The 20,726-nt window shown below is 59.5% G+C and carries 18 protein-coding genes and 2 pseudogenes; 8 read left to right on the top strand and 12 right to left on the bottom strand.

Annotated features, from left to right (window positions below):
• Positions 1–167: 167 nt before the first annotated feature.
• The 6 genes from N018_RS02330 to N018_RS02305 are packed head-to-tail and all read right to left on the bottom strand — an operon-like array spanning position 168 to position 5,719.
• A complete protein-coding gene (locus N018_RS02330) occupies positions 168–1,001 on the bottom strand; it encodes a phosphodiesterase (protein ID WP_024645780.1) in 834 nt (277 codons plus the stop codon).
• A gap of 25 nt (positions 1,002–1,026) precedes the next feature.
• On the bottom strand, positions 1,027–2,058 hold the full coding sequence (locus N018_RS02325) for an ABC transporter ATP-binding protein (protein ID WP_024645781.1): 1,032 nt from the start codon (positions 2,056–2,058) through the stop codon (positions 1,027–1,029).
• The gene (locus tag N018_RS02320) at positions 2,055–2,849 is read right to left on the bottom strand and encodes an ABC transporter permease (RefSeq protein ID WP_024645782.1); all 795 of its coding nucleotides are present in this window, start codon (positions 2,847–2,849) and stop codon (positions 2,055–2,057) included. The genes N018_RS02325 and N018_RS02320 overlap by 4 nt, the downstream gene beginning before the upstream one ends.
• The gene (locus N018_RS02315; RefSeq protein WP_024645783.1) at positions 2,846–3,715 is read right to left on the bottom strand and encodes an ABC transporter permease; all 870 of its coding nucleotides are present in this window, start codon (positions 3,713–3,715) and stop codon (positions 2,846–2,848) included. Before N018_RS02315 ends, N018_RS02320 begins: the two co-directional genes overlap by 4 nt.
• The gene (locus N018_RS02310; protein ID WP_025388749.1) at positions 3,715–4,716 is read right to left on the bottom strand and encodes an ABC transporter substrate-binding protein; all 1,002 of its coding nucleotides are present in this window, start codon (positions 4,714–4,716) and stop codon (positions 3,715–3,717) included. Before N018_RS02310 ends, N018_RS02315 begins: the two co-directional genes overlap by 1 nt.
• A complete protein-coding gene (locus tag N018_RS02305; protein ID WP_025388748.1) occupies positions 4,700–5,719 on the bottom strand; it encodes a LacI family DNA-binding transcriptional regulator in 1,020 nt (339 codons plus the stop codon). Before N018_RS02305 ends, N018_RS02310 begins: the two co-directional genes overlap by 17 nt.
• Before the next feature lie 192 nt (positions 5,720–5,911).
• Between N018_RS02305 and N018_RS02300 the strand changes: the two genes are divergently transcribed.
• Together N018_RS02300 and rarD are read left to right on the top strand one after the other, a co-directional pair.
• Positions 5,912–6,886 carry a serine/threonine protein kinase gene (locus N018_RS02300; RefSeq protein WP_025388747.1) on the top strand — a complete coding sequence of 325 codons (975 nt, stop codon included), beginning with the start codon at positions 5,912–5,914 and terminating at the stop codon, positions 6,884–6,886.
• Positions 6,887–7,101: 215 nt separating this feature from the next.
• Positions 7,102–7,989 (top strand): EamA family transporter RarD, encoded by an 888-nt coding sequence (gene rarD / locus N018_RS02295; protein WP_025388746.1) that lies wholly within the window; start codon positions 7,102–7,104, stop codon positions 7,987–7,989.
• Positions 7,990–8,213: 224 nt separating this feature from the next.
• Here the strand turns inward: rarD and N018_RS02290 are convergent, their stop codons facing one another.
• On the bottom strand, positions 8,214–8,732 hold the full coding sequence (locus tag N018_RS02290) for a glycine cleavage system protein R (protein WP_025388745.1): 519 nt from the start codon (positions 8,730–8,732) through the stop codon (positions 8,214–8,216).
• 320 nt (positions 8,733–9,052) lie between these two features.
• Here N018_RS02290 and N018_RS02285 point away from each other — a divergent pair, with 320 nt between their 5' ends.
• Positions 9,053–11,230: a malate synthase G gene (locus N018_RS02285; RefSeq protein WP_025388744.1), complete on the top strand. Its 2,178-nt coding sequence runs from the start codon at positions 9,053–9,055 to the stop codon at positions 11,228–11,230.
• A 55-nt stretch (positions 11,231–11,285) separates the two neighbouring features.
• Here the strand turns inward: N018_RS02285 and N018_RS02280 are convergent, their stop codons facing one another.
• Complete coding sequence (locus tag N018_RS02280) at positions 11,286–11,732, bottom strand: response regulator (RefSeq protein ID WP_024645790.1); 447 nt, start codon at positions 11,730–11,732, stop codon at positions 11,286–11,288.
• Positions 11,733–11,964: 232 nt separating this feature from the next.
• Here N018_RS02280 and N018_RS02275 point away from each other — a divergent pair, with 232 nt between their 5' ends.
• Both N018_RS02275 and N018_RS02270 read left to right on the top strand, forming a co-directional pair.
• Positions 11,965–13,899: a DUF294 nucleotidyltransferase-like domain-containing protein gene (locus N018_RS02275; protein ID WP_025388743.1), complete on the top strand. Its 1,935-nt coding sequence runs from the start codon at positions 11,965–11,967 to the stop codon at positions 13,897–13,899.
• Positions 13,896–14,609, top strand: coding sequence for a 3'-5' exonuclease (locus tag N018_RS02270; RefSeq protein ID WP_025388742.1), 714 nt, complete (start codon positions 13,896–13,898; stop codon positions 14,607–14,609). The genes N018_RS02275 and N018_RS02270 overlap by 4 nt, the downstream gene beginning before the upstream one ends.
• A gap of 14 nt (positions 14,610–14,623) precedes the next feature.
• Here the strand turns inward: N018_RS02270 and N018_RS02265 are convergent, their stop codons facing one another.
• The gene (locus N018_RS02265; RefSeq protein ID WP_024645793.1) at positions 14,624–14,926 is read right to left on the bottom strand and encodes a cell division protein ZapA; all 303 of its coding nucleotides are present in this window, start codon (positions 14,924–14,926) and stop codon (positions 14,624–14,626) included.
• A complete protein-coding gene (locus tag N018_RS02260) occupies positions 14,923–15,156 on the bottom strand; it encodes a hypothetical protein (protein ID WP_024645794.1) in 234 nt (77 codons plus the stop codon). Before N018_RS02260 ends, N018_RS02265 begins: the two co-directional genes overlap by 4 nt.
• Before the next feature lie 427 nt (positions 15,157–15,583).
• Here N018_RS02260 and N018_RS28485 point away from each other — a divergent pair.
• Both N018_RS28485 and N018_RS28480 read left to right on the top strand, forming a co-directional pair.
• Positions 15,584–16,354, top strand: a pseudogene (locus tag N018_RS28485) (MCP four helix bundle domain-containing protein); the annotation flags it as partial.
• A complete protein-coding gene (locus N018_RS28480; RefSeq protein WP_418903464.1) occupies positions 16,337–17,209 on the top strand; it encodes a methyl-accepting chemotaxis protein in 873 nt (290 codons plus the stop codon). The pseudogene N018_RS28485 and the gene N018_RS28480, both read left to right, overlap by 18 nt.
• Positions 17,210–17,294: 85 nt before the next feature.
• Here the strand turns inward: N018_RS28480 and N018_RS25990 are convergent.
• Together N018_RS25990 and N018_RS02240 are read right to left on the bottom strand one after the other, a co-directional pair.
• Positions 17,295–17,751: pseudogene (locus N018_RS25990) on the bottom strand (REP-associated tyrosine transposase).
• A 125-nt stretch (positions 17,752–17,876) separates the two neighbouring features.
• Entirely contained in the window at positions 17,877–18,980 is a 1,104-nt protein-coding gene (locus tag N018_RS02240) for a GlxA family transcriptional regulator (RefSeq protein WP_024645798.1), read from the bottom strand.
• A 782-nt stretch (positions 18,981–19,762) separates the two neighbouring features.
• Here N018_RS02240 and N018_RS02235 point away from each other — a divergent pair.
• Positions 19,763–20,710, top strand: a complete 948-nt coding sequence (locus tag N018_RS02235; RefSeq protein ID WP_024645799.1) for a choline ABC transporter substrate-binding protein — start codon at positions 19,763–19,765, stop codon at positions 20,708–20,710.
• The last annotated feature ends 16 nt before the right edge of the window (positions 20,711–20,726 follow it).

Genomic DNA, 20,726 nt, shown 5'->3' with positions numbered 1-20,726 from the left:
ACAGCACTACCACGCAGAGCGTGGGAGCGATAGGAATGCTCATTGGCGTCTGATCGTGCCCGCGCTCCGCGTGGGCATGCAGTTCGTGACGCTCTGCGTCACCTTCAGAAGAGGACGCAGAGCGTCCGGAACAGTGCTACCACGCAGAGCGTGGGAGCGATAAACCATCAATCGATCAACCCAGCCTCATCATAAAACGGGTACGGCCCTTCATAGTCGCCGAACACGGCGTTATGGCTCACCAGACCCTGCTCGGAATGCCAGCGGTGCAGCACATAGCCTGCCGGTTCCAGGTTGAAATGCGCCGGGGCGGCTTCGTCGAGGTCGAGGACGATCTGGTGTGAGGTGCCGGGGCAGATGCTCGCCACGCTGCCACCAAAACGCCGCTGCATCGGTCGATGCAAATGCCCACACAGCAGCCGCTCCACTTGCGGGTGCTGAGCAATCACACGTTCCAGCGCTGACGCATTGCCGAAGGGTGCACGGTCCATGTGGCCGATGCCGGTAATGAATGGCGGATGGTGCAGGATGATCACGGTCGGCACGTAAGGGCGACGCGACAGTTGAGCATGTAACCAGTCCAACTGACAGTAATCCAGCTGCCCGCCATGTTCGCCGGGAATGGTCGTGTCCAGGCCGATCAAACGGACCGGGTATTTCTCCACCACCCAGTCCAGCGGCGCATTGGCCGACAGCGGCAGGTACACCTGATCGGCAAACGCTGCCAGCAAGTGCTCGCGGTCATCGTGATTGCCGGGCACCAGATAGTAAGGCATCTGCAAACGCTCCAGCTCAGGCTTGAGCACCGCGTATTCATCCTCACGACCGAAGTCCACCAGGTCACCGCTGATCACTACGATGTCGGGGCGCTGTTTGCTGGCATTGATGTGAGCGACAGCACGACGCAGCGCGCCAAGCGTATCGACCACGCCATAGGTCAGGCGCCCGTCGGCTTTGAGGTGCAGGTCGCTGATCTGGGCAATAAGAAACGGACGATTCAAAATAATCTCTCGCTGAAAAACGGTTTCACGAATGCAGGGTGAACAGCACTTGCGGTTCGACGCTCAGGGCAATAGCTGAGTTGGCGGCATAAATCACGTTGTCGGTGCTGTCCACCAGCAATGGCTGCGGACCGCCGACATCCACCAGCAAGCGACTTTGCGCGCCCTGAAAGAACTGCCCGACCAGACGCCCCTGAAGATGTCCGCTGCCTGGCATCAAACGCAGGTGCTCGGGACGGCAATAGACGGTGCTCGGCATGTCGGCACCGCTCCACGGCAATTCGCCGCCGCTCACCTTGAGACCCGACGACGTGCGCGCGACCACGCTGAACGCATTCAGATTGCCGACAAAACCGGCAACAAAAGCATTGGCCGGCTGCTGATAGATTTCTCGCGGCGTTGCCAATTGCGATACGCAGCCTTTTTCCATAACCAGAATCCGGTCGCCCAGGGCCATCGCTTCGCCCTGATCGTGGGTGACGAACACCGAAGTGATGCCGAGCCCACGCAGCAGTTGATCCAGCTCGCTGCGCAAGCGCTCGCGCAGCTGTGCATCCAGTGCGGCCAACGGCTCGTCGAGCAACAGCACCCGAGGACGCGGCGCCAGTGCGCGAGCCAGTGCGACCCGTTGCCGCTGGCCGCCGGACAGTTCGTTGACGCGGCGATTACCGTGACCGGTCAGACCGACCAGTTCCAGTAACTCGTCGCAACGCTTGGTGCGCTCGGCAGCCGACAGGCCACGAATCTTCAGGCCGTAGACAATGTTGCCGGCCACATCGAGGTTCGGGAACAGTGCGTAATTCTGAAACACCATGCCGACATCGCGCTTTTCGATAGGCAAACGCGTGACGTCCTGATCATCAAACAACACCTGCCCCACGTCCGGACGCTCAAGCCCGGCAATCAGCCGCAGGGTGGTGGTTTTGCCGCAACCCGACGGGCCGAGAATCGCCAGCGTTTCGCCGGGCTCGATGGTCAGGTGCAGATCCTGTACAGCAACAGTGCCGTCGGCAAATGCCTTGCGGCAGCCTTTCAGGCGAATGGTGGTTCCGCTCATCGGCTCTCTCCACGGGCAAGATGCGCACTGATGGCCTGCAACGCAATCAGCAGCGGCACAATCAGCAACAGAAAAAGAAGGGTGTAGGCGCTGGCGACTTCGAGCCGGGCCGAGGCGTAGCTGTCGGCCAGGCCGACCGGCAGGGTCTTGGTCATCGGTGTGTGCAGCATCCAGGTCAGGTTGAATTCACCCAGCGACAGGGTCACGACCATCAGCACACCGGCCAGAATCCCGGCCCGGCAATTGGGCACCACCACGCTGAAGAAACGCTTGATCGGCCCGGCGCCCAGACTGGCGGCGGCCTCTTCGAGCACCGGCAATTGCTGACGCTGCATCACCGCCATCACCGGTCGCACCAGAAACGGCAACGTGAACAGCACATGACCCACCAGAATGAACAACCAGCTGCTGCGAAAGCTGCCGAACTGGCCGTAGGTCAGTAGCAACGCCAACGCGCTGGCCAGACCGGGCATGGCGACCGGCAGCACCATCAGTTCTTCAAAGGCCCGACTGAAGCGATTGTTCATGCGCACCAGCGCATACGCCGCCGGAACACCGACCACGCAGACGCAGATCGCACAGGCTACAGCCAGTTGCAGCGACAGCCAGACCGTCGGCGAATAGGCCTGCCAGACTTGTATCAGCCAGTCGAAGGTCAAGCCACTCGACAGGCCCAGAAAATAATTGCGGGTCAGACCGGCCAGCAGCGACAACACCACCGGCACCAGCATGAACGCGCAGACCAACAGCGTGAACGCCAGTTGTGCCGCGAACAATGGAGAGCGTTTCACAGGGCAACTCCCGATTTTCCGACCATTCGGCGGGCCAGCAACAGCACCGCCCAGGTCACCAGGCCGAGGATCACCGACAGTGCGGCAGCCACGGTGAAGTTGGCGTAATTGGTGAACACGTTGTAGATCGCCACAGGGGTGACGTTCAGACGTGTGCCCAGCGTGAATGCCGTGCCGAATGCGCCCATCGAGGTGGCGAAGCAGATCGCACCGCAGGACACCAGTGCCGGAGTCAGGCCCGGAATGATCACATCACACACCACGCGCCAATGACCGGCACCCAGTGAATGAGCGGCCTCTTCAAGGCTACGGTCCAGACTCTCGCAGGCCGCCATCACGGTGAGGATCACCCGTGGTATCGAAAAGTACAGGTAGCCAATGAACAGTCCGGTGAGCGAGTAGGCAAACACCCAGCGCTCACCGGCCAGCTGCAGACCGAGCGCGGCGAAAATCCCTTGGCGGCCGGCCAGCAGGATCACCAGAAAGCCGACCACCACACCGGGGAACGCCAACGGAAAGGTCAGCAAGGCGACCAGCGCAGAGCGTCCGAAAAAGTGGTTGCGGGCCAGAAACACGCCACTGATGCCACCGACCAGCAACGCTGCGAGTGTTACCACCAGCGCCAGCACACAAGTCTGCACCAGACTGCCCAGATACTGAGCACTGCTCAATACCTGCCAGTAACCGCTGTCGTTGCCGTCCGTACTTCTCGCACCGAGCACGATCAGGTGGGTCAGCGGCAGCAGCCAGAAGGCCAGCAATACCGCCATCGCCGGAGCCAGCGCCACCGCAGCAGTCGGGCGCAACCGCAGCCTGAAAAATCCGCCCTTGCGCAGAGCCCGCGCTTGTTCCGGCGAGGCTGACATTACTTCACCTCACGCAGATAACGGGCGGCGAAGGCTTCCTGCACGGCAGCCATGTGCTGGTAATCGACCACACCGGCACGGGCGTAATCGCTGTCCGGCAGGAACTGTGCGGCGACTTCGGCCGGCATCTTCGAGCGCACCGGACGCAGATAGGCCTTGGCCCACAGCGCCTGACCTTCATCGGACAAGACGAAATCCAGCACCTTCTCGGCGTTGGCGCGATGCGGGGCCTTGGCCACCATGCTCATCACGTAAGGAACACCGATGGTGCCTTCCTTCGGGATCACGAACGCGACGTTGGCTTTGTCCTTGTAGCGAGCGCGGTAGGCGTTGAAGTCATAGTCGACCAGAATCGGCAGCTCGCCGGACAGCACGCGGGCATACGCAGTCTGCTTGGGCACGATGGGCGAGTTCTTCGCCAGTTTCTGGAAGTAGTCGATGGCCGGGCCGAAGTTGTCCAGCGTCCCACCCATGGCCTGGTTGATCGCCACGGCAGAAACGTAGCCGACGAATGCACTGGAAGGATCGAGGTAGCCGACCATGCCTTTGTACTCAGGCTTGAGCAGGTCTGCCCAGCTTTGCGGCACCGGCAGACCGCCGAGTGCGTCGACGTTGACCATGATGCCGAGGGTGCCGGAGTGAATGGCAAACCAGTGCCCTTGCGGGTCTTTCAGGCCGGCCGGAATATCGTCCCAGTGCTTGGGCTTGTAGGTGTCGACCACGCCCGCTTTCTGCGCCTGCAAACCGAACGTCACACCGTAATACACCACGTCGGCAACCGGAGCGGCCTGTTCGGCGACAATCTGTGCCAGCGCCTGCCCGGAGTTCTTGTTGTCCAGCGGCACCTGGACACCGGTACTGTCGGCAATCGCCTTGAGCTGAGTACCCCAATCGGCCCACTCAGGAGGACAGTTGTAGCAAATGGCGGTTTCGGCGGCCTGGGCGAGGCTGGCCGCACCGCATAACAACAGTGCCGCGAGGGTTTTACTGAGGCTGAGCATGAAGCATCTCCTGGTAGGGCTGGGTGCTTTCGCCGGGCCGGATGTGGCACGGCAGACAATGAGAAACCGGTACGGCTCCGGCAATCCCTGCCAGTAATTGGTCGATGACGATGCGCGCCAGTTCGGCAATGGGCTGAACCACGCTGCACAGCGTCGGGTGCATCTGGGTGCCGAGTTCGATGCCATCGAAGCCGATGACCGACAGACGTTCGGGAACGCCCCAGCCATTGCGGCGCAATTCGGAAATCAGGCTGATGGCCAGCAAATCGTTGGAGCAGACCAGTGCGCTGGGCGCATCCGGGCCGCATAACAAGGGTTCAAGCGCGGCGAAATCGGCGCGGGTATGGGCAGGCATCTCAATCACCGGCCGAGCTGCAAGCCCACGCTCGGCCATGGCGTCGCAATAGCCGTCATAACGCAGGCGGGCGCGGTCGGACTGCATGACCGGCCCCGCTACCATGGCGATACGCTGGTGGCCGGCGTCGATCAAGTACTGTGTCGCCAGCGCCATGCCTGCGCGGTTATCCACTGACACGGCGCTGTAATCGGCATTGCTGGTCTGGTGGTAGGCCAGCACAAATGGCGTGTCCTCACTGATCAGGCTTTGCAGCACACGGTTGTGTTCGGCGTCGGTCACGGTCAGCACCAGCCCGTCTACCCGCTGGCGCAGCAGCTCTTCAACCACGGCGCTTTCACGTTCGGCGCTGTAGTCGGTGGTCGCCAACAGCAAGTTGTAGCCCCGCGCCCGCGCGGCTCGTTCCATGGCCTGAAACTGTTCGGCAAACACCGGATTGAGCAGGTTGGGCACCACTACGCCAATCAGGTTGGTGGTTTGCAGACGCAACTGTCGGCCCAGACGGTTAGGGCGAAAACCCAGCGCACGGGCCGCAGCGAACACCCGGTCGCGGGTCTCGGCGCGTACCACATCAGGGCTGGCGAAGGCGCGTGCAGCGGTGGCCCGGGAAACCCCGGCCAGGCTGGCAACCTGTTTCAAATCAGTCATTGTCGCTCGCTTGAGATCGATCTCATTGACGCGACTCTAGGCGTCCAACATGGCTGAATCGCTAACGAGTGATGACCGTTTCATGACAATCCATCCCTTGAGCACTTTAATCGGATGGGTTTGGCGAACCGGGACCGGTCTGCGTTACCATCAGCGGTCCGACGCGGCAACCTGCTGCGCGCAGGAGTAGTCATGGCTCACCCGTTTGCAACACTTACTCCCGATCTGGTGCTGGATGCCGTCGAAAGCATCGGTTTTCTCAGCGACGCACGCATCCTGGCGCTCAACAGTTACGAAAACCGCGTGTATCAGGTGGGTATCGAAGACGGCCAGCCGCTGATCGCCAAGTTCTACCGTCCACAGCGCTGGACCAACGAGGCCATTCTCGAAGAACACAGCTTCACCTTCGAACTGGTCGACGTCGAAGTACCGGTTGTCGCACCCATGGTGCACAACAGCGAAACCCTGTTCGAGCACGCCGGTTTTCGCTTCACGCTGTTCCCGCGCCGAGGCGGACGTGCGCCGGAACCAGGTAATCTGGATCAGTTGTATCGTCTGGGTCAGTTGCTGGGCCGTATTCATGCGGTCGGCTCGACTAAGCCGTTCGCACACCGCGAAGCACTGGGCGTGAAGAATTTTGGCAATGACTCGGTCAACTACCTGCTGGAAAACGACTGCATACCGCGCAGCCTGTTGCCAGCCTACGAGTCAGTAGCCCGTGACCTGCTCAAACGCGTCGAAGATGTTTACGCGGCGACGCCGCACAGCAATATCCGCATGCACGGCGACTGTCACCCCGGCAACATGATGTGCCGCGATGAAATGTTTCACATCGTCGACCTGGACGATTGCCGCCTCGGCCCAGCCGTGCAGGACATCTGGATGATGCTTGCAGGGGACCGTCAGGAACGTCTTGGTCAGTTATCCGAGTTGATGGACGGCTACAACGAATTTCATGATTTCAATCCACGCGAACTGGCCCTTATAGAGCCATTGCGTGCGCTGCGGCTGATGCACTACAGCGCCTGGCTGGCCCGTCGCTGGGATGACCCTGCGTTTCCACACAGCTTCCCGTGGTTCGGCACCGAGCGTTACTGGGGCGATCACATCCTGGCCCTGCGCGAGCAGATGGCAGCACTGAATGAAGAACCGCTGAAGCTGTTTTGATCGGATGAGCGTGCGGAACGATAACCTCGACTATCGTACGACGCTCCGCGTCGGCATGCAGTTCTGGACGCTCTGCGTCCGATCTTGAGCAGGCGGCGCGGCACAGATGCCGTGAATCAGTCGAACCTGTGTGTAACATCGAGCACTCGATCAAAACCATCCACCGCATCACCCCGCAATAAAATCGGAAATTTCTGCATTAAAAGGGACGCTCCATGCAAGCTGCCAATCCACGCCGTGGATACATTCTAGGCCTGAGTGCTTACACGATCTGGGGCTTGTTCCCCCTTTATTTCAAAGCCATTGCCGCCGTTCCAGCCATCGAGATCATCATCCATCGTGCACTGTGGTCAGCGCTCTTCGGCTCGATCGTGCTGATGTTCTGGAAGCACCCAGGCTGGTGGCGCGACCTGCGCAACAACCCGCAGCGGCTGGCCGTGCTCGCGCTGAGCGGCACCCTGATTGCCGCCAACTGGATCGTCTATGTCTGGGCCGTAAACAACGGGCGCATGCTTGAGGCCAGTCTCGGCTACTACATCAACCCGCTGGTCAACGTGCTGCTTGGCATGTTGCTGCTCGGCGAACGGCTGAGACGTCTGCAATGGGTCGCGGTCGCTCTGGCTGCAACGGGCGTCGCGCAGCAGGTCTGGCACGTCGGCAGCCTGCCGTGGGTGTCACTGGCGCTGGCGCTGACTTTCGCGTTCTACGGCCTGATCCGCAAAAAAGCCCCGGTCGCCGCCCTGCCCGGCCTGGTCGTCGAAACCTGGATGCTGGTGCCGCTGGCGCTGATCTGGCTGGCGTTCAACCCGATGGCAGTCAGCATGCAACCGGAATTCTGGACCACCACGCAAGCCATCTGGCTCGCCGCCGCCGGCCCGGTCACGCTGGTCCCGCTGGTATGCTTCAACGCCGCCGCGCGCCACTTGCCGTTCACCACGCTGGGCTTCCTGCAATACATCGCCCCCACGCTCGTCCTGTTGCTGGCAGTGGCGCTGTACGGCGAGCACCTGACCACCAGCACAATTATCACCTTCGCTTTTATCTGGGCTGGGCTGGCGATCTACAGTGTGGATATCTGGCTGAAATCCCGCGGTCGTCGCTGATCAAAAAAAACACAACACTGTGCAGGCCACGTAGAACGTGGCCTGCACAGTGTTCTCCAAGGGTTATCCACAGGCAGACTTACCTTATCTGTGCACAAGCCCTTGAAACTGTTGAATTTTTGATCAATCTTCGCCAAGCCACGGCGTGTATGGCGCGCAAGGCTCTTCCCCCAGGTTATCCACAGGCAGGTGCACGGTTAACTTGGATAACCTGACAGGAGATTTTACTCCTCGCTGCGCAGCACCAGTTCAACCATCAGATCATCAGCCAGTGTTTCAAGCTCTGCCTGCAACTCATCCAGCGATAAGCCCACCGGGACGCCCAGCACCGCATCGGCGTGGAACAGCAACTCGCTGCTCATGGGCGCAGGGGCTACGTCGGTGATCAGGTGCTCGACGTTGACGCCCTTGCCGGCCAGCAGACGGGTGATGTCGCGCACGATGCCGGGGCGGTCATTGCCGATCAGTTGCATGCTGATCGGGCGCGTGGTGCCGCTGGTCTCGACCACGCTTTCGGCCAGCAGCATGCGGATGCCGTGGGCCGACAGGTCGTTCAGCGCCTTGATCAGGTCGTCATACTGCTGCGGCTCGACGCCGACCTTGAGAATCCCCGCGAACTGTCCGGCCATGCGTGACATGCGGCTTTCCAGCCAGTTGCCGCCATGCTCGGCGATGCACTGCGCGATACGTTCGACCTGACCCGGTTTGTCGGGAGCCACCAGCGTTACGACGAGATGATCCACGGTCAATTCCTCTCTCTGTGCTGACGATTTGAAAATTGGCAATAGCCTGAGTATAGGCCTGCTTGTGCACCCCCTCATACACAGCAATCGTGTACGATTTGCCACGCTCTATGGAACAATCCTGAGCGCTTTCGAGCGCGCCATGAAACGTTACGTGACTCGATACTCAATTTCAGTCGTTTAATGACATATTAAGCGACGTTTTCACACGATACGGGCTCATGTAGTATTCATCGCCACGCACTACATGACACCGAAAACCAATAACAGAGCGCTCCCCGAGTGTGCTCGACCCTGCTGAGCAGAGTGAGGCAAGTGCAATGACTGAGTACGTTCAAGTCGGTGACCTGCAAGTCGCCAGAGTCCTGTTCGACTTCGTGCAGAACGAAGCCATCCCTGGAACCGGCGTCGATGCTGCCGCGTTCTGGGCCGGTGCGGACCAACTGATTCACGACCTCGCGCCAAAGAACAAGGCACTGCTCACCCAGCGTGATGAATTGCAGGCGCAGATCGACGCCTGGCATCAGTCGCGTGCCGGACAGACTCACGACGCCTCAGCCTACAAAGTATTCTTTGAGGAGATCGGTTATTTGCTGCCAGAAGCGGCGGATTTCCAGATCACCACGCAAAATGTCGACGAAGAAATAGCCACGATGGCGGGTCCGCAACTGGTCGTGCCGGTGATGAACGCCCGCTTCGCGCTGAATGCGTCGAACGCTCGCTGGGGTTCGCTGTATGACGCTCTTTATGGCACCGATGCGATCAGCGAAGAAGGCGGCGCGGAAAAGGGCAAGGGCTACAATAAAGTGCGCGGCGGCAAAGTCATTGCCTTCGCCCGCGCGTTCCTCGATCAGGCCGCACCGCTGGCCGCCGGCTCGCATGTTGACTCCACGGCCTACAAGCTGATCGACGGCAAGCTGGTCATCAGCCTCAAGGGCGGCAGCAACACTGGCCTGCGCGACGATGCGCAACTGGTGGGTTTTCAGGGCGACACCTCGGCGCCGTTCGCGGTGCTGTTCAAGCACAACGGGCTGCATTTCGAATTGCAGATCGACGCTTCAAGCCCGGTCGGCCAAACCGATCCGGCGGGCGTTAAAGACATCCTCATGGAAGCGGCGCTGACCACCATCATGGACTGCGAAGACTCCATCGCAGCCGTTGATGCCGACGACAAGGTGGTGGTCTACCGCAACTGGCTGGGCCTGATGAAGGGCGACCTGGCTGAATCGGTGTCCAAAGGCGGCGAAACCTTCACCCGCACCATGAACCCGGACCGGGTCTACACCACACCCGAGGGTCACGAAGTCACGCTGCACGGCCGTTCGCTGCTGTTCATCCGCAACGTCGGCCACCTGATGACCATCGACGCAATCCTCGACAAGCACGGCAACGAGGTGCCGGAAGGTATTCTCGACGGCCTGCTGACCAGCCTTGCCGCGATCCACAACCTCAATGGCAATAACTCGCGCAGCAACAGCCGCAGTGGTTCGATGTACATCGTCAAACCGAAGATGCACGGGCCGCTGGAAGTCGCGTTCACCAATGAACTGTTCGGGCGTATCGAGCAGGTACTGGGCTTGCCGCGCAACACGCTGAAAGTCGGGATCATGGACGAGGAACGCCGCACCACGGTCAACCTCAAGGCCTGCATTCAGGCAGCCAGCGAGCGCGTGGTGTTCATCAACACCGGTTTCCTGGACCGTACCGGCGACGAAATTCACACGTCGATGGAAGCCGGCCCGGTGGTGCGCAAGGCGCAAATGAAAGCCGAAAAATGGATCTCGGCCTACGAGAACTCCAACGTTGATATCGGCCTGAAATGTGGCCTGCAAGGCCGCGCGCAGATCGGCAAGGGCATGTGGGCCATGCCGGACCTGATGGCCGCCATGCTGGAGCAGAAAATAGCTCATCCGCTGGCCGGCGCAAATACTGCCTGGGTGCCCTCACCCACCGCGGCTGCGCTGCACGCCTTGCACTATCACAAGGTCGATGTGTTCGCCCGTCAGGCCGAACTGGCCCAGCGCGAACCGGCTTCGGTGGACGACATCCTGACCATCCCGCTTGCCCCGAACACCGACTGGACGCCGGAAGAAATCCAGAATGAACTGGACAACAACGCTCAAGGCATTCTTGGCTACGTGGTGCGCTGGATCGATCAGGGCGTCGGGTGCTCGAAAGTGCCGGACATCAATGACATCGGCCTGATGGAAGACCGCGCAACGCTGCGTATCTCCAGCCAGCACATGGCCAACTGGCTGCGCCATGGCGTGGTCACTGAAGCCCAGGTGCTGGAAAGCCTCAAGCGCATGGCGCCGGTGGTGGATCGTCAGAACGCCAACGACCCGCTGTATCGCCCCCTGGCGCCGGACTTCGACAGCAACATCGCCTTTCAGGCGGCGGTCGAACTGGTGATCGAAGGCACGCGACAGCCCAATGGTTATACCGAGCCGGTATTGCATCGTCGCCGTCGTGAGTTCAAGGCCAGACACGGGGTGTAAATCTTATTGGAGCCTGTATCAGGTGCATGCCCGTTCAAGGCATGCATCCGATGCGTCAACTCATCCCCAACTCGCGCTTCACCAGCTTCACCAGCTGCTTGGTGTTAAGAGGCTTGAGCAGGAAATCCACCACGTTCAGGTGCATGGCATCAATGGCGTCGCGCACGTTGGCGTCGCCGGACACAATGATGATGGGCAGTTCGGCGCGTTCCGATTCGCGGACCTTGCGAATCAGGTACAACCCGTCGAACGGTGCCATGCGCAGGTCGGTGATCAACAGGCCGATGGATTGACGGGTCTGGAGCATTTCCAGAGCGATGTCACCGGCGGGCGCAGTCATGCAGCTGATGTCGTTGAGACTCAGAATTTCAGCCAGCAGCTCGCGAGCGTCACTGTCGTCATCAACGATCAGTACCCGTTGCGGTGTATTGCGCTCGGGCGTCAGCATCACCTCATTGAGGGCGTTGCGTTCGTCGTCGCTCAGAATGTCGTGGTCAATCATTGCAGTCTCATCATTCCCTGAACTCATCCGACAGCAGACGTTGCTCAATCCGCGATGTATTTCGTCGGCTTCCCGGCCGGTTGCAGCTCGCAATCCCTTGCACTCGTCAAATCAGTCGTTGCGCAACAGCGTTGGTCGTGTCGCTCGGCTCAGGCGTAAGACTTACGTCCAATGGGCACTGTGCCGCAAGCGGTCGACCATGGTCACCAATAACAAGAATGCGGTACAGGCCATGAGCAAAGCAGATGCTTTTACCCAGGCAGGCAAAACGGCCGTGTTGCAGAACATACACGGCACCATGCAGTTCCTGCAAAAATTCCCGCCCTTCAATCAGATGGAAAATGCTCATCTCGCCTATCTGGTCGAGCAGTGTCAGCTCAGGTTCTACGCTGCCGATGAGAGCATCATCAAGCCCGGCGATGGGCCAGTAGAACATTTTTACGTCGTCAAACAAGGCAGAGTTGCAGGCGAACGTCCACATTCTGCAAAGAGCGGCACCGAGACGACGTTCGAAATTACCACGGGCGAGTGCTTTCCACTGGCGGCATTACTGGGCGAACGGGCAACCCGAACCGAGCATCGCGCGGCCGAGGACACTTTCTGCCTGCAGTTGAACAAGCAGGCTTTCATCAAGCTGTTCGCGCTGTCCACCACGTTTCGCGACTTCGCCCTGCGCGGGGTCAGCAGCCTACTGGATCAGGTCAATCACCAGGTTCGGCAGCGCGCCGCTGAAACCCTCGGCACGCAGTACTCCCTGAACACGCGTCTGGGCGAACTGGCCATGCGGCATCCCGTGATGTGCAGCCCTGAGACGCCGATGCGTGAAGCCGTCAAGCTGATGCATGAGCAGCAGGTGGGCAGCATTGTGATTGTCGACGAGCAGCAGTCGCCACTGGGTATCTTTACCTTGCGCGACCTGCGCGAGGCAGTCGCCGATGTCGATGCCGACTTCAGCGCGCCCGTCAGGCTCACCATGAGCCTGGCCCCCTTTCATCTGAGCCCCGACGCGAGCGCATTTGACGCCGCCATCGCCATGACCGGGCGGCATATCGCTCATGTGTGCCTGGTCAGGGACGGGCGACTGTGCGGCGTAGTGTCGGAGCGGGATCTGTTTTCATTGCAGCGAGTCGATCTGGTGCACCTTGCGCGGACCATTCGCACTGCGGCGCGCATTGAAGCGCTGAGCAGCCTGCGCGGCGATATTATCCAACTGGTCGATCGCATGCTCGCCCATGGTGCCTCTTCGACGCAGATTACGCAGATCATTACTTTGCTCAACGATCACACGGTATGCCGGGTCATTGAGCTTACGCTTGAAGAAAAGGGCGACCCCGGCGTGCCGTTCAGCTGGCTGTGTTTCGGCAGCGAAGGCCGACGTGAACAGACACTGCACACCGATCAGGACAATGGCATTCTTTTCGAAGCCAGTGATGCGGCACAGACGGAGCAGATTCGCACGCGGCTGCTGCCGATTGCCGAGCGCATCAACCAGAGTCTTGCGCTGTGCGGCTTCACGCTGTGCAAGGGCAATATCATGGCCAGCAATCCAGAGCTGTGCCTGTCGCGTACGGAATGGGCGAGGCGCTTCGCAGCCTTTGTCCGCGAGGCGACACCGGAGAACCTGCTGGCATCCAGCATCTATTTCGACCTGCGTGTGGTCTGGGGTGATGAAAGCGGCTGCGAGCAATTGCGCCGTGGCATGCTTGATCAGGTGGCGGATAACCGACTGTTCCAACGCATGATGGCTGAAAACGCGCTGCGACAGCGTCCTCCGGTAGGCCGCTTCAAGGATTTCGTACTGGCCCGGAAAGGCAGCGAGAAAGACACGCTGGACCTCAAGACAGAAGGCCTCACGCCTTTTGTCAACGGCGCACGTCTGCTGGCGCTGGCCAACGGAATCGCGGCCAACAACACCCAGGAACGCCTGCAACAACTGGTTGAGCGTGAAGTCATCGACCCGCTGGATGGTGCTGCGTATGAAGAGGCTTATCACTTCATCCAGCAAACCCGTATGCAGCAGCATCAGTTGCAAAGCCGCCAGAATCTCGCCTACTCCAATCGTATCGACCCGGATACGCTCAATCATCTGGACCGCCGCATCCTGCGCGAGTCGTTCCGCCAGGCGCAGCGACTGCAAACCAGCCTGACCCTGCGTTATCAACTATGAATCTGTTCGAATGGCTGAAGCCGCGTCGCAAACAAGTGCCACTGCAAGCAGATCAACTGGAGCGGCTCAAACGGCTACCTGGCTACGCGCGGCCAAGTGATAAAACGTTGCGCCAACAACGCTGGGTGGTACTGGATCTGGAAACCAGCGGTTTGAACATGAACCGTGACCAGGTCTTGTCCATCGGTGCGGTGGTGATCGAAGACGGAGCCATCGATCTGGGCCAGCAGTTCGAACGCACCTTGCTGCGTGTCGACCATAAGGTCAGCCCGGCGGTGTTGATCCATGGTCTGGCGCCCAGCACGATTGCGGCGGGCAGCGAGCCAGCCCAGGCGTTGCTGGACTTCATGGAGTTTGTCGGCGATAGCCCGATTCTGGGTTTTCATGCGCCTTTCGATCAGCACATGCTGTCGCGGGCGCTGAAGGAAAGCCTGAACTATCGCCTGCAGCACCCGTTTTTCGACGCCGCCGAAATCGCCCCGATGCTTTTCGAGCAGGCCAACCTGCGGCATGCCGGGCTCGACGACTGGACCCGATATTTCGGCCTGCACGCCGAAGAACGCCATAACGCCAGCGCCGATGCCCTGGTAACCGCAGAACTGACGCTGATCCTATTTAGCCATGCACGCCGGCAGCAAATCGACAGCCCACTGTTGCTGGAGGAGAGGCTAGGGCAATGGCGCAGACGCAAGCAGACACATTCGTTCTGAAAGCAGCCTCCAGATCAACCCTGGGAGATGGTCTTGGTGATCACATCGACCGTCGCGTCGACCTTCTCGCGATAACGCTTCAGCTCGACCTTGTGCAATTGCTCAAGCTCGATCTGCTGCGAACAGAGGTTCAGGGCGGCCAGAACCAGCAAACGGTCGCCGATCAAGGTCGGGTATTTACGTTTGGTGTCGGCCAGCGACGCATTGAGCATCGCGGCCGCCTTCATGAGCGTCAGGTCTTCACCGGCCGGCGCCTTGACCGAGTACTCATTGCCCAGAATCGAAAGAACGGTTACCCCGCTGCCGTCGACGTTCATGCGCTGACAGCACTTGCGCTGGTCGCGCGATCAACCAGCGCCTGGATACGGGCGGCGGTGCTGCCCTGTTTTTCTTCCTGCTCCATCAGACTCAGTTGCAAGTTCTCGTTCTCGTCCTTGGCTTTTGCCAGCTCGGCACCGAGCTGTGCATTTGTCTCTTGAAGCGCCTGGTTCTGCTGCACCAGATCACCGACAAGTTGTTCCAATTGGCTAAGGGAGGCTTCCAACATTTTGATTTCTCGAGCAAATTTCAACGGGCGCACACGATAAAGAAAAGTCACTGCGCATGCCAGCGTCGGGCCTTGAATAATGACCTGTCACGGCATGAACACGTCAATAACGCACACGCATAGGGGGCTTGTGACTGCGTATTCGGATTCCGGTTCCTGCTGTTCGTCAGACCATTGCCGGCTGCGACAAATCCGCACACTCTTTGGGCAAAGTGCCATACTACTCTGGCGGCCGCCCTCAATGTTTTCAAGGGTTTGCGCGTTCAACAGGCAACCCGGTGCGAAACCGTCAGCCGCCAGCGCCATTCTTCACGTGCCTGTTCGCTCAAGACTTTAGTCGCATGACCGATAGGCAGCCATTAACTACTTTTTCACCTCCCTTCTTCGCCACGCTGCATGGAACGCGCACCTCACCCTGGAAGCTTGTATGTCACTTCGAAATATGAACATCGCACCCCGAGCATTCCTGGGGTTTGCCTTGATTGGCTCACTCATGCTGATTCTCGGTGTTTTCGCCCTGTCGCAGATGAGCAAGATCCGCGGTGCGACCGAAGTACTGGCCAATAACAATGTGCCAAGCATCAAGAGCCTCGACCGTTTTGCGGAGGTCAGTATTCGTCTACGCGTACTGTCTTACCGATTGCTGGTCAACCGTGATCCGGCCACCCAGCAGAAAACCATCGACCTGCTGGCCATGCGCAACAAGCAGATCACTGATGCCCAGGCGACGTATGAAAAGCTGATCGCCGACGTCAACGAGCGCGCCCTTTACGATCAATACGTTCAATTGCTGGGGCAATACCGCCAGCTTGAAGAACGCATGAAGAGCCTCACCCTGGCAAACAGAATCAGCGAACTTCAGGACTTGCTCAATAACGAAATGGTCAGCAACTCCGACCAGATGAACGTCGTGCTCGGCAAACTGGTGGAGATCAATTCCGCTCAGTTGAACCAGGTCAAACAGGACGCCTCCAGCGAGTACGATTCAGCATTCAATATGGTGATCGGGCTACTGATTGCCGCTACGCTGCTGACCCTCGTGTTTGCCTGGATGCTGATCAAGAGCATCACCACCCCCATCGCCACTGCCCTCAACGCTGCAGAAACCATAGCGCAAGGCAACCTGACCCAGCCAATCCGGATCGACGGCACCGATGAAGCCGGTCGTCTGCTGCTGGCCATGAAAACCATGCAGGACAAACTGCGCGACACCCTCCAGGGCATCTCCGGCTCCGCCACCCAACTGGCCTCGGCCGCTGAAGAACTGAATGCGGTTACCGACGAAAGCGCCCGCGGACTGTTGCAGCAGAACGATGAAATCGAGCAGGCCGCCACGGCAGTCAACGAGATGACCAGCGCTGTGGAAGAAGTGGCGCGTAACGCCATCAGCACCTCGGAGGCATCACGCAATGCGGCGACCTCGGCTGCCGACGGTCGTGATCTGGTTCAGGAAACGGTCAGCGCTATCGAGCGGATGAGCGGCGACGTAAAAGAAACCTCCGATCTGATCATCAATCTGGCCACTGAATCCCGCGACATCGGCAAGGTGCTGGATGTGATTCGCGGTCTGGCAGACCAGACCAACCTGCTGGCGCTCAACGCCGCCATCGAAGCGGCACGCGCCGGTGAAGCGGGCCGTGGTTTCGCGGTAGTCGCCGATGAGGTCCGCGCCCTGGCGCATCGTACCCAGCAATCGACCAGTGAAATCGAGCGCATGATCAGCAGCATTCAGGGCGGCACGGAGCAGGCAGTCGGTTCGATGCGCAACAGCACCGAACGCGCCGAATCGACCCTGAGCATCGCCAAGGGCGCAGGCATGGCACTGAACACCATCAACATCGCGGTCGAAGAGATCAACGAACGCAACATGGTCATCGCCAGCGCAGCCGAAGAACAGGCGCAGGTGGCACGGGAAGTCGACCGCAACCTGGTCAACATCCGCGACCTGTCAGCGCAATCCACCACCGGCGCCAACCAGACAAGCGCAGCAAGCGGCGAACTGTCCCGCCTGGCAGTGGACCTCAACAGCATGGTGGCGCGCTTCGCGCTTTGATGTCCCATCGGAGGCGTTCTGTTTCCAGAAGCTCTTCTGCCTGAAACGCCGCCTTCGCGAACACGTTCGCGAAGGCTCTGATGAATCAACCCCATAGCGCATCCCTAATGGGTAATCCCCCACCTTTGTCATCAGGCCAGCGCGCAAAGGATTGGCCACGATATAGCGAGCCAATGGCGCGATGTCTTTTTCGTCGCGGACTGCTCTGTCGTGGTAGCCGGATTGCCACAAGGCGTGTGGATGAACGCTCACTTTTCCAATTTCAATCGAGCTTCGGGCCTTAACCTGCGTCATCACCCTGGACAGGTCACCGGCCCTGAGTTCAAGCCGCCAGTGAAGGTGGTCAGGCATGATTACCCACGCCAGAGACTTGACCAGCCCCTGTTCTTCGCAGCGTTTCATTTCCAGTACAAGAAGCGGCCCAATTGCGTGTCAGCGAACACTGGCAAACGGCATTTGGTCACCGAAGTCACCCTATACATCTGACCAGCCGCAGAGAATCTGCCTTTACGCAGGTAGCGTTTTGTTGCGTGATCAGGCACTCCATCGCCCTCCAGAACCGGTTCACTGCTGAACCTTAGTGCCTGGAGGGAGATGATGAGCAAAGCGAGTGTTTTGCAGCGTATGAGAAATCCTTTCTCGTCAGCGTGTGCATACCGGATTTCTGTTAAAGCCGCACACTCGCAAACGTCGACTCATTGCGCGCCTGACTCAACGCCGACAGCGGGCCGGACAACGGGGCCAGCACCAGTGCTTGCGGGATGGGCAGCATGGCGACCTGTTGTGCGGTGTTGGAGCCTACGCGCTCGTCGCGTGGCGGGATGCCAAAGTATTCGCGGTAACACTTGGAGAAGTGCGGCGTCGACACAAAGCCGCAGACCGACGCAACCTCGATGATCGACATCGGCGTTTGCTTGAGCAACTGACGGGCGCGAATCAGGCGCAGTTTCAGGTAGTAGCGTGACGGCGAACAGTGCAGGTATTTCTGGAACAGGCGCTCCAGCTGCCTGCGCGACACAGCGACGTACACTGCCAGTTCGTCGAGGTCGATCGGCTCTTCGAGGTTGGCCTCCATCAGCGCGACAATTTCCTGAAGCTTCGGCTGATTGGTGCCGAGCATATGCTTGAGCGGCACGCGCTGATGGTCCTGCTCGTTACGAATACGCTCATAGACGAACATTTCGGAAATCGCCGCCGACAGCTCACGGCCATGATCGCGACTGATCAGATGCAGCATCATGTCCAGCGGCGCGGTGCCGCCGGAGCTGGTGAAGCGGTTGCGGTCCAGTGTGAACAGGCGAGTGCTCATCGACACACGAGGGAAGGCTTCCTGCATTGCAGCCAGACACTCCCAGTGCACGCTGCAATCGAAACCATCCAGCAATCCGGCACACGCCAGCGCCCAGCTGCCGGTACATACAGCGCCGAGACGACGGGATTGCCGCGCCTGGCTTTGCAACCAGCTGACGTGTTCACGGGTAACCGCGCGTTGGATGCCGACGCCACCGCAGACAATCACGATGTCCAGCGCCGGGGCTTTCTGCATGGCTGCGTCCGGGGTGATCTGCAGGCCATCACTGGCCCAGACCTGACCGCCGTCCACGCTCAATGTGGTCCAGCGATACAGCTCGCGTCCCGACAACTGATTGGCCATGCGAAGAGGTTCTATCGCCGATGCGAGTGAGATCAGGGTGAAGTTATCCAGCAGCAGAAAGCCGATGGATTGTGGCGCGCGGTTCTGGGGTTGAGCCCCTGCATTGAACGATGTCATCACACTATCTCCTCACATGTGGCAAAGGTGGGCCCGAGACCGGGCTCTTGTTATAGCCCCTTCCTTTGCAGGGCTTTGTGATGACGTCGCAAATCCCATGCCGGAATTTGATCAGCCATTCAATAACACCTGAAAACGACGTCGCGATGCGTCTATCCGGCAGCGACCCGAGTGCCTGTTTGCGACGCCACGGTCCACTGCCTGCCGCAGCAGATGAGCAATTCGGTAGCACTTCAGGGAAACGCCCAAGGCCCGACCGCACGCTGAGTGCTACTCAATGCACGCTCGGAAAAAAATCGGTTGTGAACAGTTTTCGCGCTAAAAGGTGGCAGCCGCAAAGCTGTGTGTGCGAAAACCGCGCAGTGCCCAAAAATGGATGCCCGGCATGGCTCCTCGCCAGCGAATACTCTCCGAAAAATGAACTTGTCGGGCATACCTCCCTCCAAAGGTCCGCGTTCGCGCAGGCTCCGACCTGCCAACCAACGCTGCCGACACACGCAGCGACTGCGTAACGTACTGGCCGTTTTTCAGCTGTTCCGACGCTGCAACCGGGCGCTTGTACGATGCAATCAATCTGTAAGCGACCTTGCGCACACTGGATGCGACGCCGCCTGCACTGGATACGACGCCCCCAGTAGGCGTTTGTCTATCCCTGTTAGATGATCGGTTCCGACTCGATCGCCCGGCGTAGTGATGGAGCTTCGCGAAAGGCCCTGCCATCCCATAAGCCGCGTCAGCGTTCACCTGCTGACGACCAGAAAAAAATTCACAGGAGTCCACCCATGAAAGGTTCCAAATCGTTGCTCTTGGCCGCCACGCTCTGTATGCCGGTGCTTGCCCAGGCAGCCGAGCCAGAGGCCTGTCATACGGTCAACTTCTCCGACGTAGGCTGGACTGACATTACTGTCACCACCGCGGTGACCAGCGCGGTACTTGAATCGCTGGGCTACAAGACCAAGACCACCATGATTTCCGTACCCGTGACCTACAAGTCGCTGGCAGACGGCAAGAACATGGACGTTTTCCTCGGCAACTGGATGCCGACCATGGAAAACGACATCAAGCCTTATCGCGAAGCCGGAACGGTCGAGACCGTGCGCGCCAACCTGGAAAACGCCAAATACACCCTGGCCGTTCCGCAAGCGCTCTACGACAAGGGTCTGCATGACTTCGCCGACATCCCCAAATTCAAGAAAGAGCTGGGCGGAAAGATCTACGGCATCGAGCCTGGCAACGACGGCAACCGTCTGATCCAGAGCATGATCGACAAGAATGCTTTCGGCCTGAAAGATGCAGGCTTCAAGGTAGTGGAATCCAGCGAAGCCGCGATGCTGTCGCAGGTCGACCGCGCCGTGAAGCGCAAGAACGACGTCGTGTTCCTCGGTTGGGAACCGCACCCGATGAACACCCGCTTCAAGATGAAATATCTGACTGGCGGTGATGACTTCTTCGGCCCGAACTATGGCCAGGCGACGATCTACACCAACACGCGCAAAGGCTACAGTCAGGAATGCAGCAACGTAGGCCAGTTGCTCAAGAACCTGTCCTTCACACTGGACATGGAAAGCACCCTGATGGGCAATGTACTGGACGACAAGATCAAGCCTGATGCCGCCGCCAAAGCGTGGATCAAGAAGAACCCGCAGGTGCTCGACACCTGGCTCGCAGGCGTGACAACGGTTGATGGCAAACCTGGTCTGGAGGCAGCCAAGGCCAAGCTGACCCAGTAAGCCGACAGCAGGCGGG

Source organism: Pseudomonas syringae CC1557, from assembly GCF_000452705.1.
Lineage (GTDB): Bacteria > Pseudomonadota > Gammaproteobacteria > Pseudomonadales > Pseudomonadaceae > Aquipseudomonas > Aquipseudomonas syringae_F.
The sequence above is the reverse complement of the archived record's forward strand: the minus strand, read 5'-3'. Positions and strand labels throughout refer to the sequence as shown.

Bases quoted from the DNA above. Each gene is read 5' to 3' on its own strand.
- N018_RS02270 (WP_025388742.1), top strand. From the start codon at position 13,896: ATGAATCTGTTCGAATGGCTGAAGCCGCGTCGCAAACAAGTGCCACTG.
- N018_RS02285 (WP_025388744.1), top strand. From the start codon at position 9,053: ATGACTGAGTACGTTCAAGTCGGTGACCTGCAAGTCGCCAGAGTCCTG.
- N018_RS02315 (WP_024645783.1), bottom strand. From the start codon at position 3,715: ATGTCAGCCTCGCCGGAACAAGCGCGGGCTCTGCGCAAGGGCGGATTT.
- N018_RS02310 (WP_025388749.1), bottom strand. From the start codon at position 4,716: ATGCTCAGCCTCAGTAAAACCCTCGCGGCACTGTTGTTATGCGGTGCG.
- N018_RS02275 (WP_025388743.1), top strand. From the start codon at position 11,965: ATGAGCAAAGCAGATGCTTTTACCCAGGCAGGCAAAACGGCCGTGTTG.
- N018_RS02325 (WP_024645781.1), bottom strand. From the start codon at position 2,058: ATGAGCGGAACCACCATTCGCCTGAAAGGCTGCCGCAAGGCATTTGCC.
- N018_RS02280 (WP_024645790.1), bottom strand. From the start codon at position 11,732: ATGATTGACCACGACATTCTGAGCGACGACGAACGCAACGCCCTCAAT.
- N018_RS02240 (WP_024645798.1), bottom strand. From the start codon at position 18,980: ATGACATCGTTCAATGCAGGGGCTCAACCCCAGAACCGCGCGCCACAA.
- N018_RS28480 (WP_418903464.1), top strand. From the start codon at position 16,337: ATGAAAACCATGCAGGACAAACTGCGCGACACCCTCCAGGGCATCTCC.
- N018_RS02305 (WP_025388748.1), bottom strand. From the start codon at position 5,719: ATGACTGATTTGAAACAGGTTGCCAGCCTGGCCGGGGTTTCCCGGGCC.
- N018_RS02265 (WP_024645793.1), bottom strand. From the start codon at position 14,926: ATGAACGTCGACGGCAGCGGGGTAACCGTTCTTTCGATTCTGGGCAAT.
- rarD (WP_025388746.1), top strand. From the start codon at position 7,102: ATGCAAGCTGCCAATCCACGCCGTGGATACATTCTAGGCCTGAGTGCT.
- N018_RS02260 (WP_024645794.1), bottom strand. From the start codon at position 15,156: ATGTTGGAAGCCTCCCTTAGCCAATTGGAACAACTTGTCGGTGATCTG.
- N018_RS02235 (WP_024645799.1), top strand. From the start codon at position 19,763: ATGAAAGGTTCCAAATCGTTGCTCTTGGCCGCCACGCTCTGTATGCCG.
- N018_RS02300 (WP_025388747.1), top strand. From the start codon at position 5,912: ATGGCTCACCCGTTTGCAACACTTACTCCCGATCTGGTGCTGGATGCC.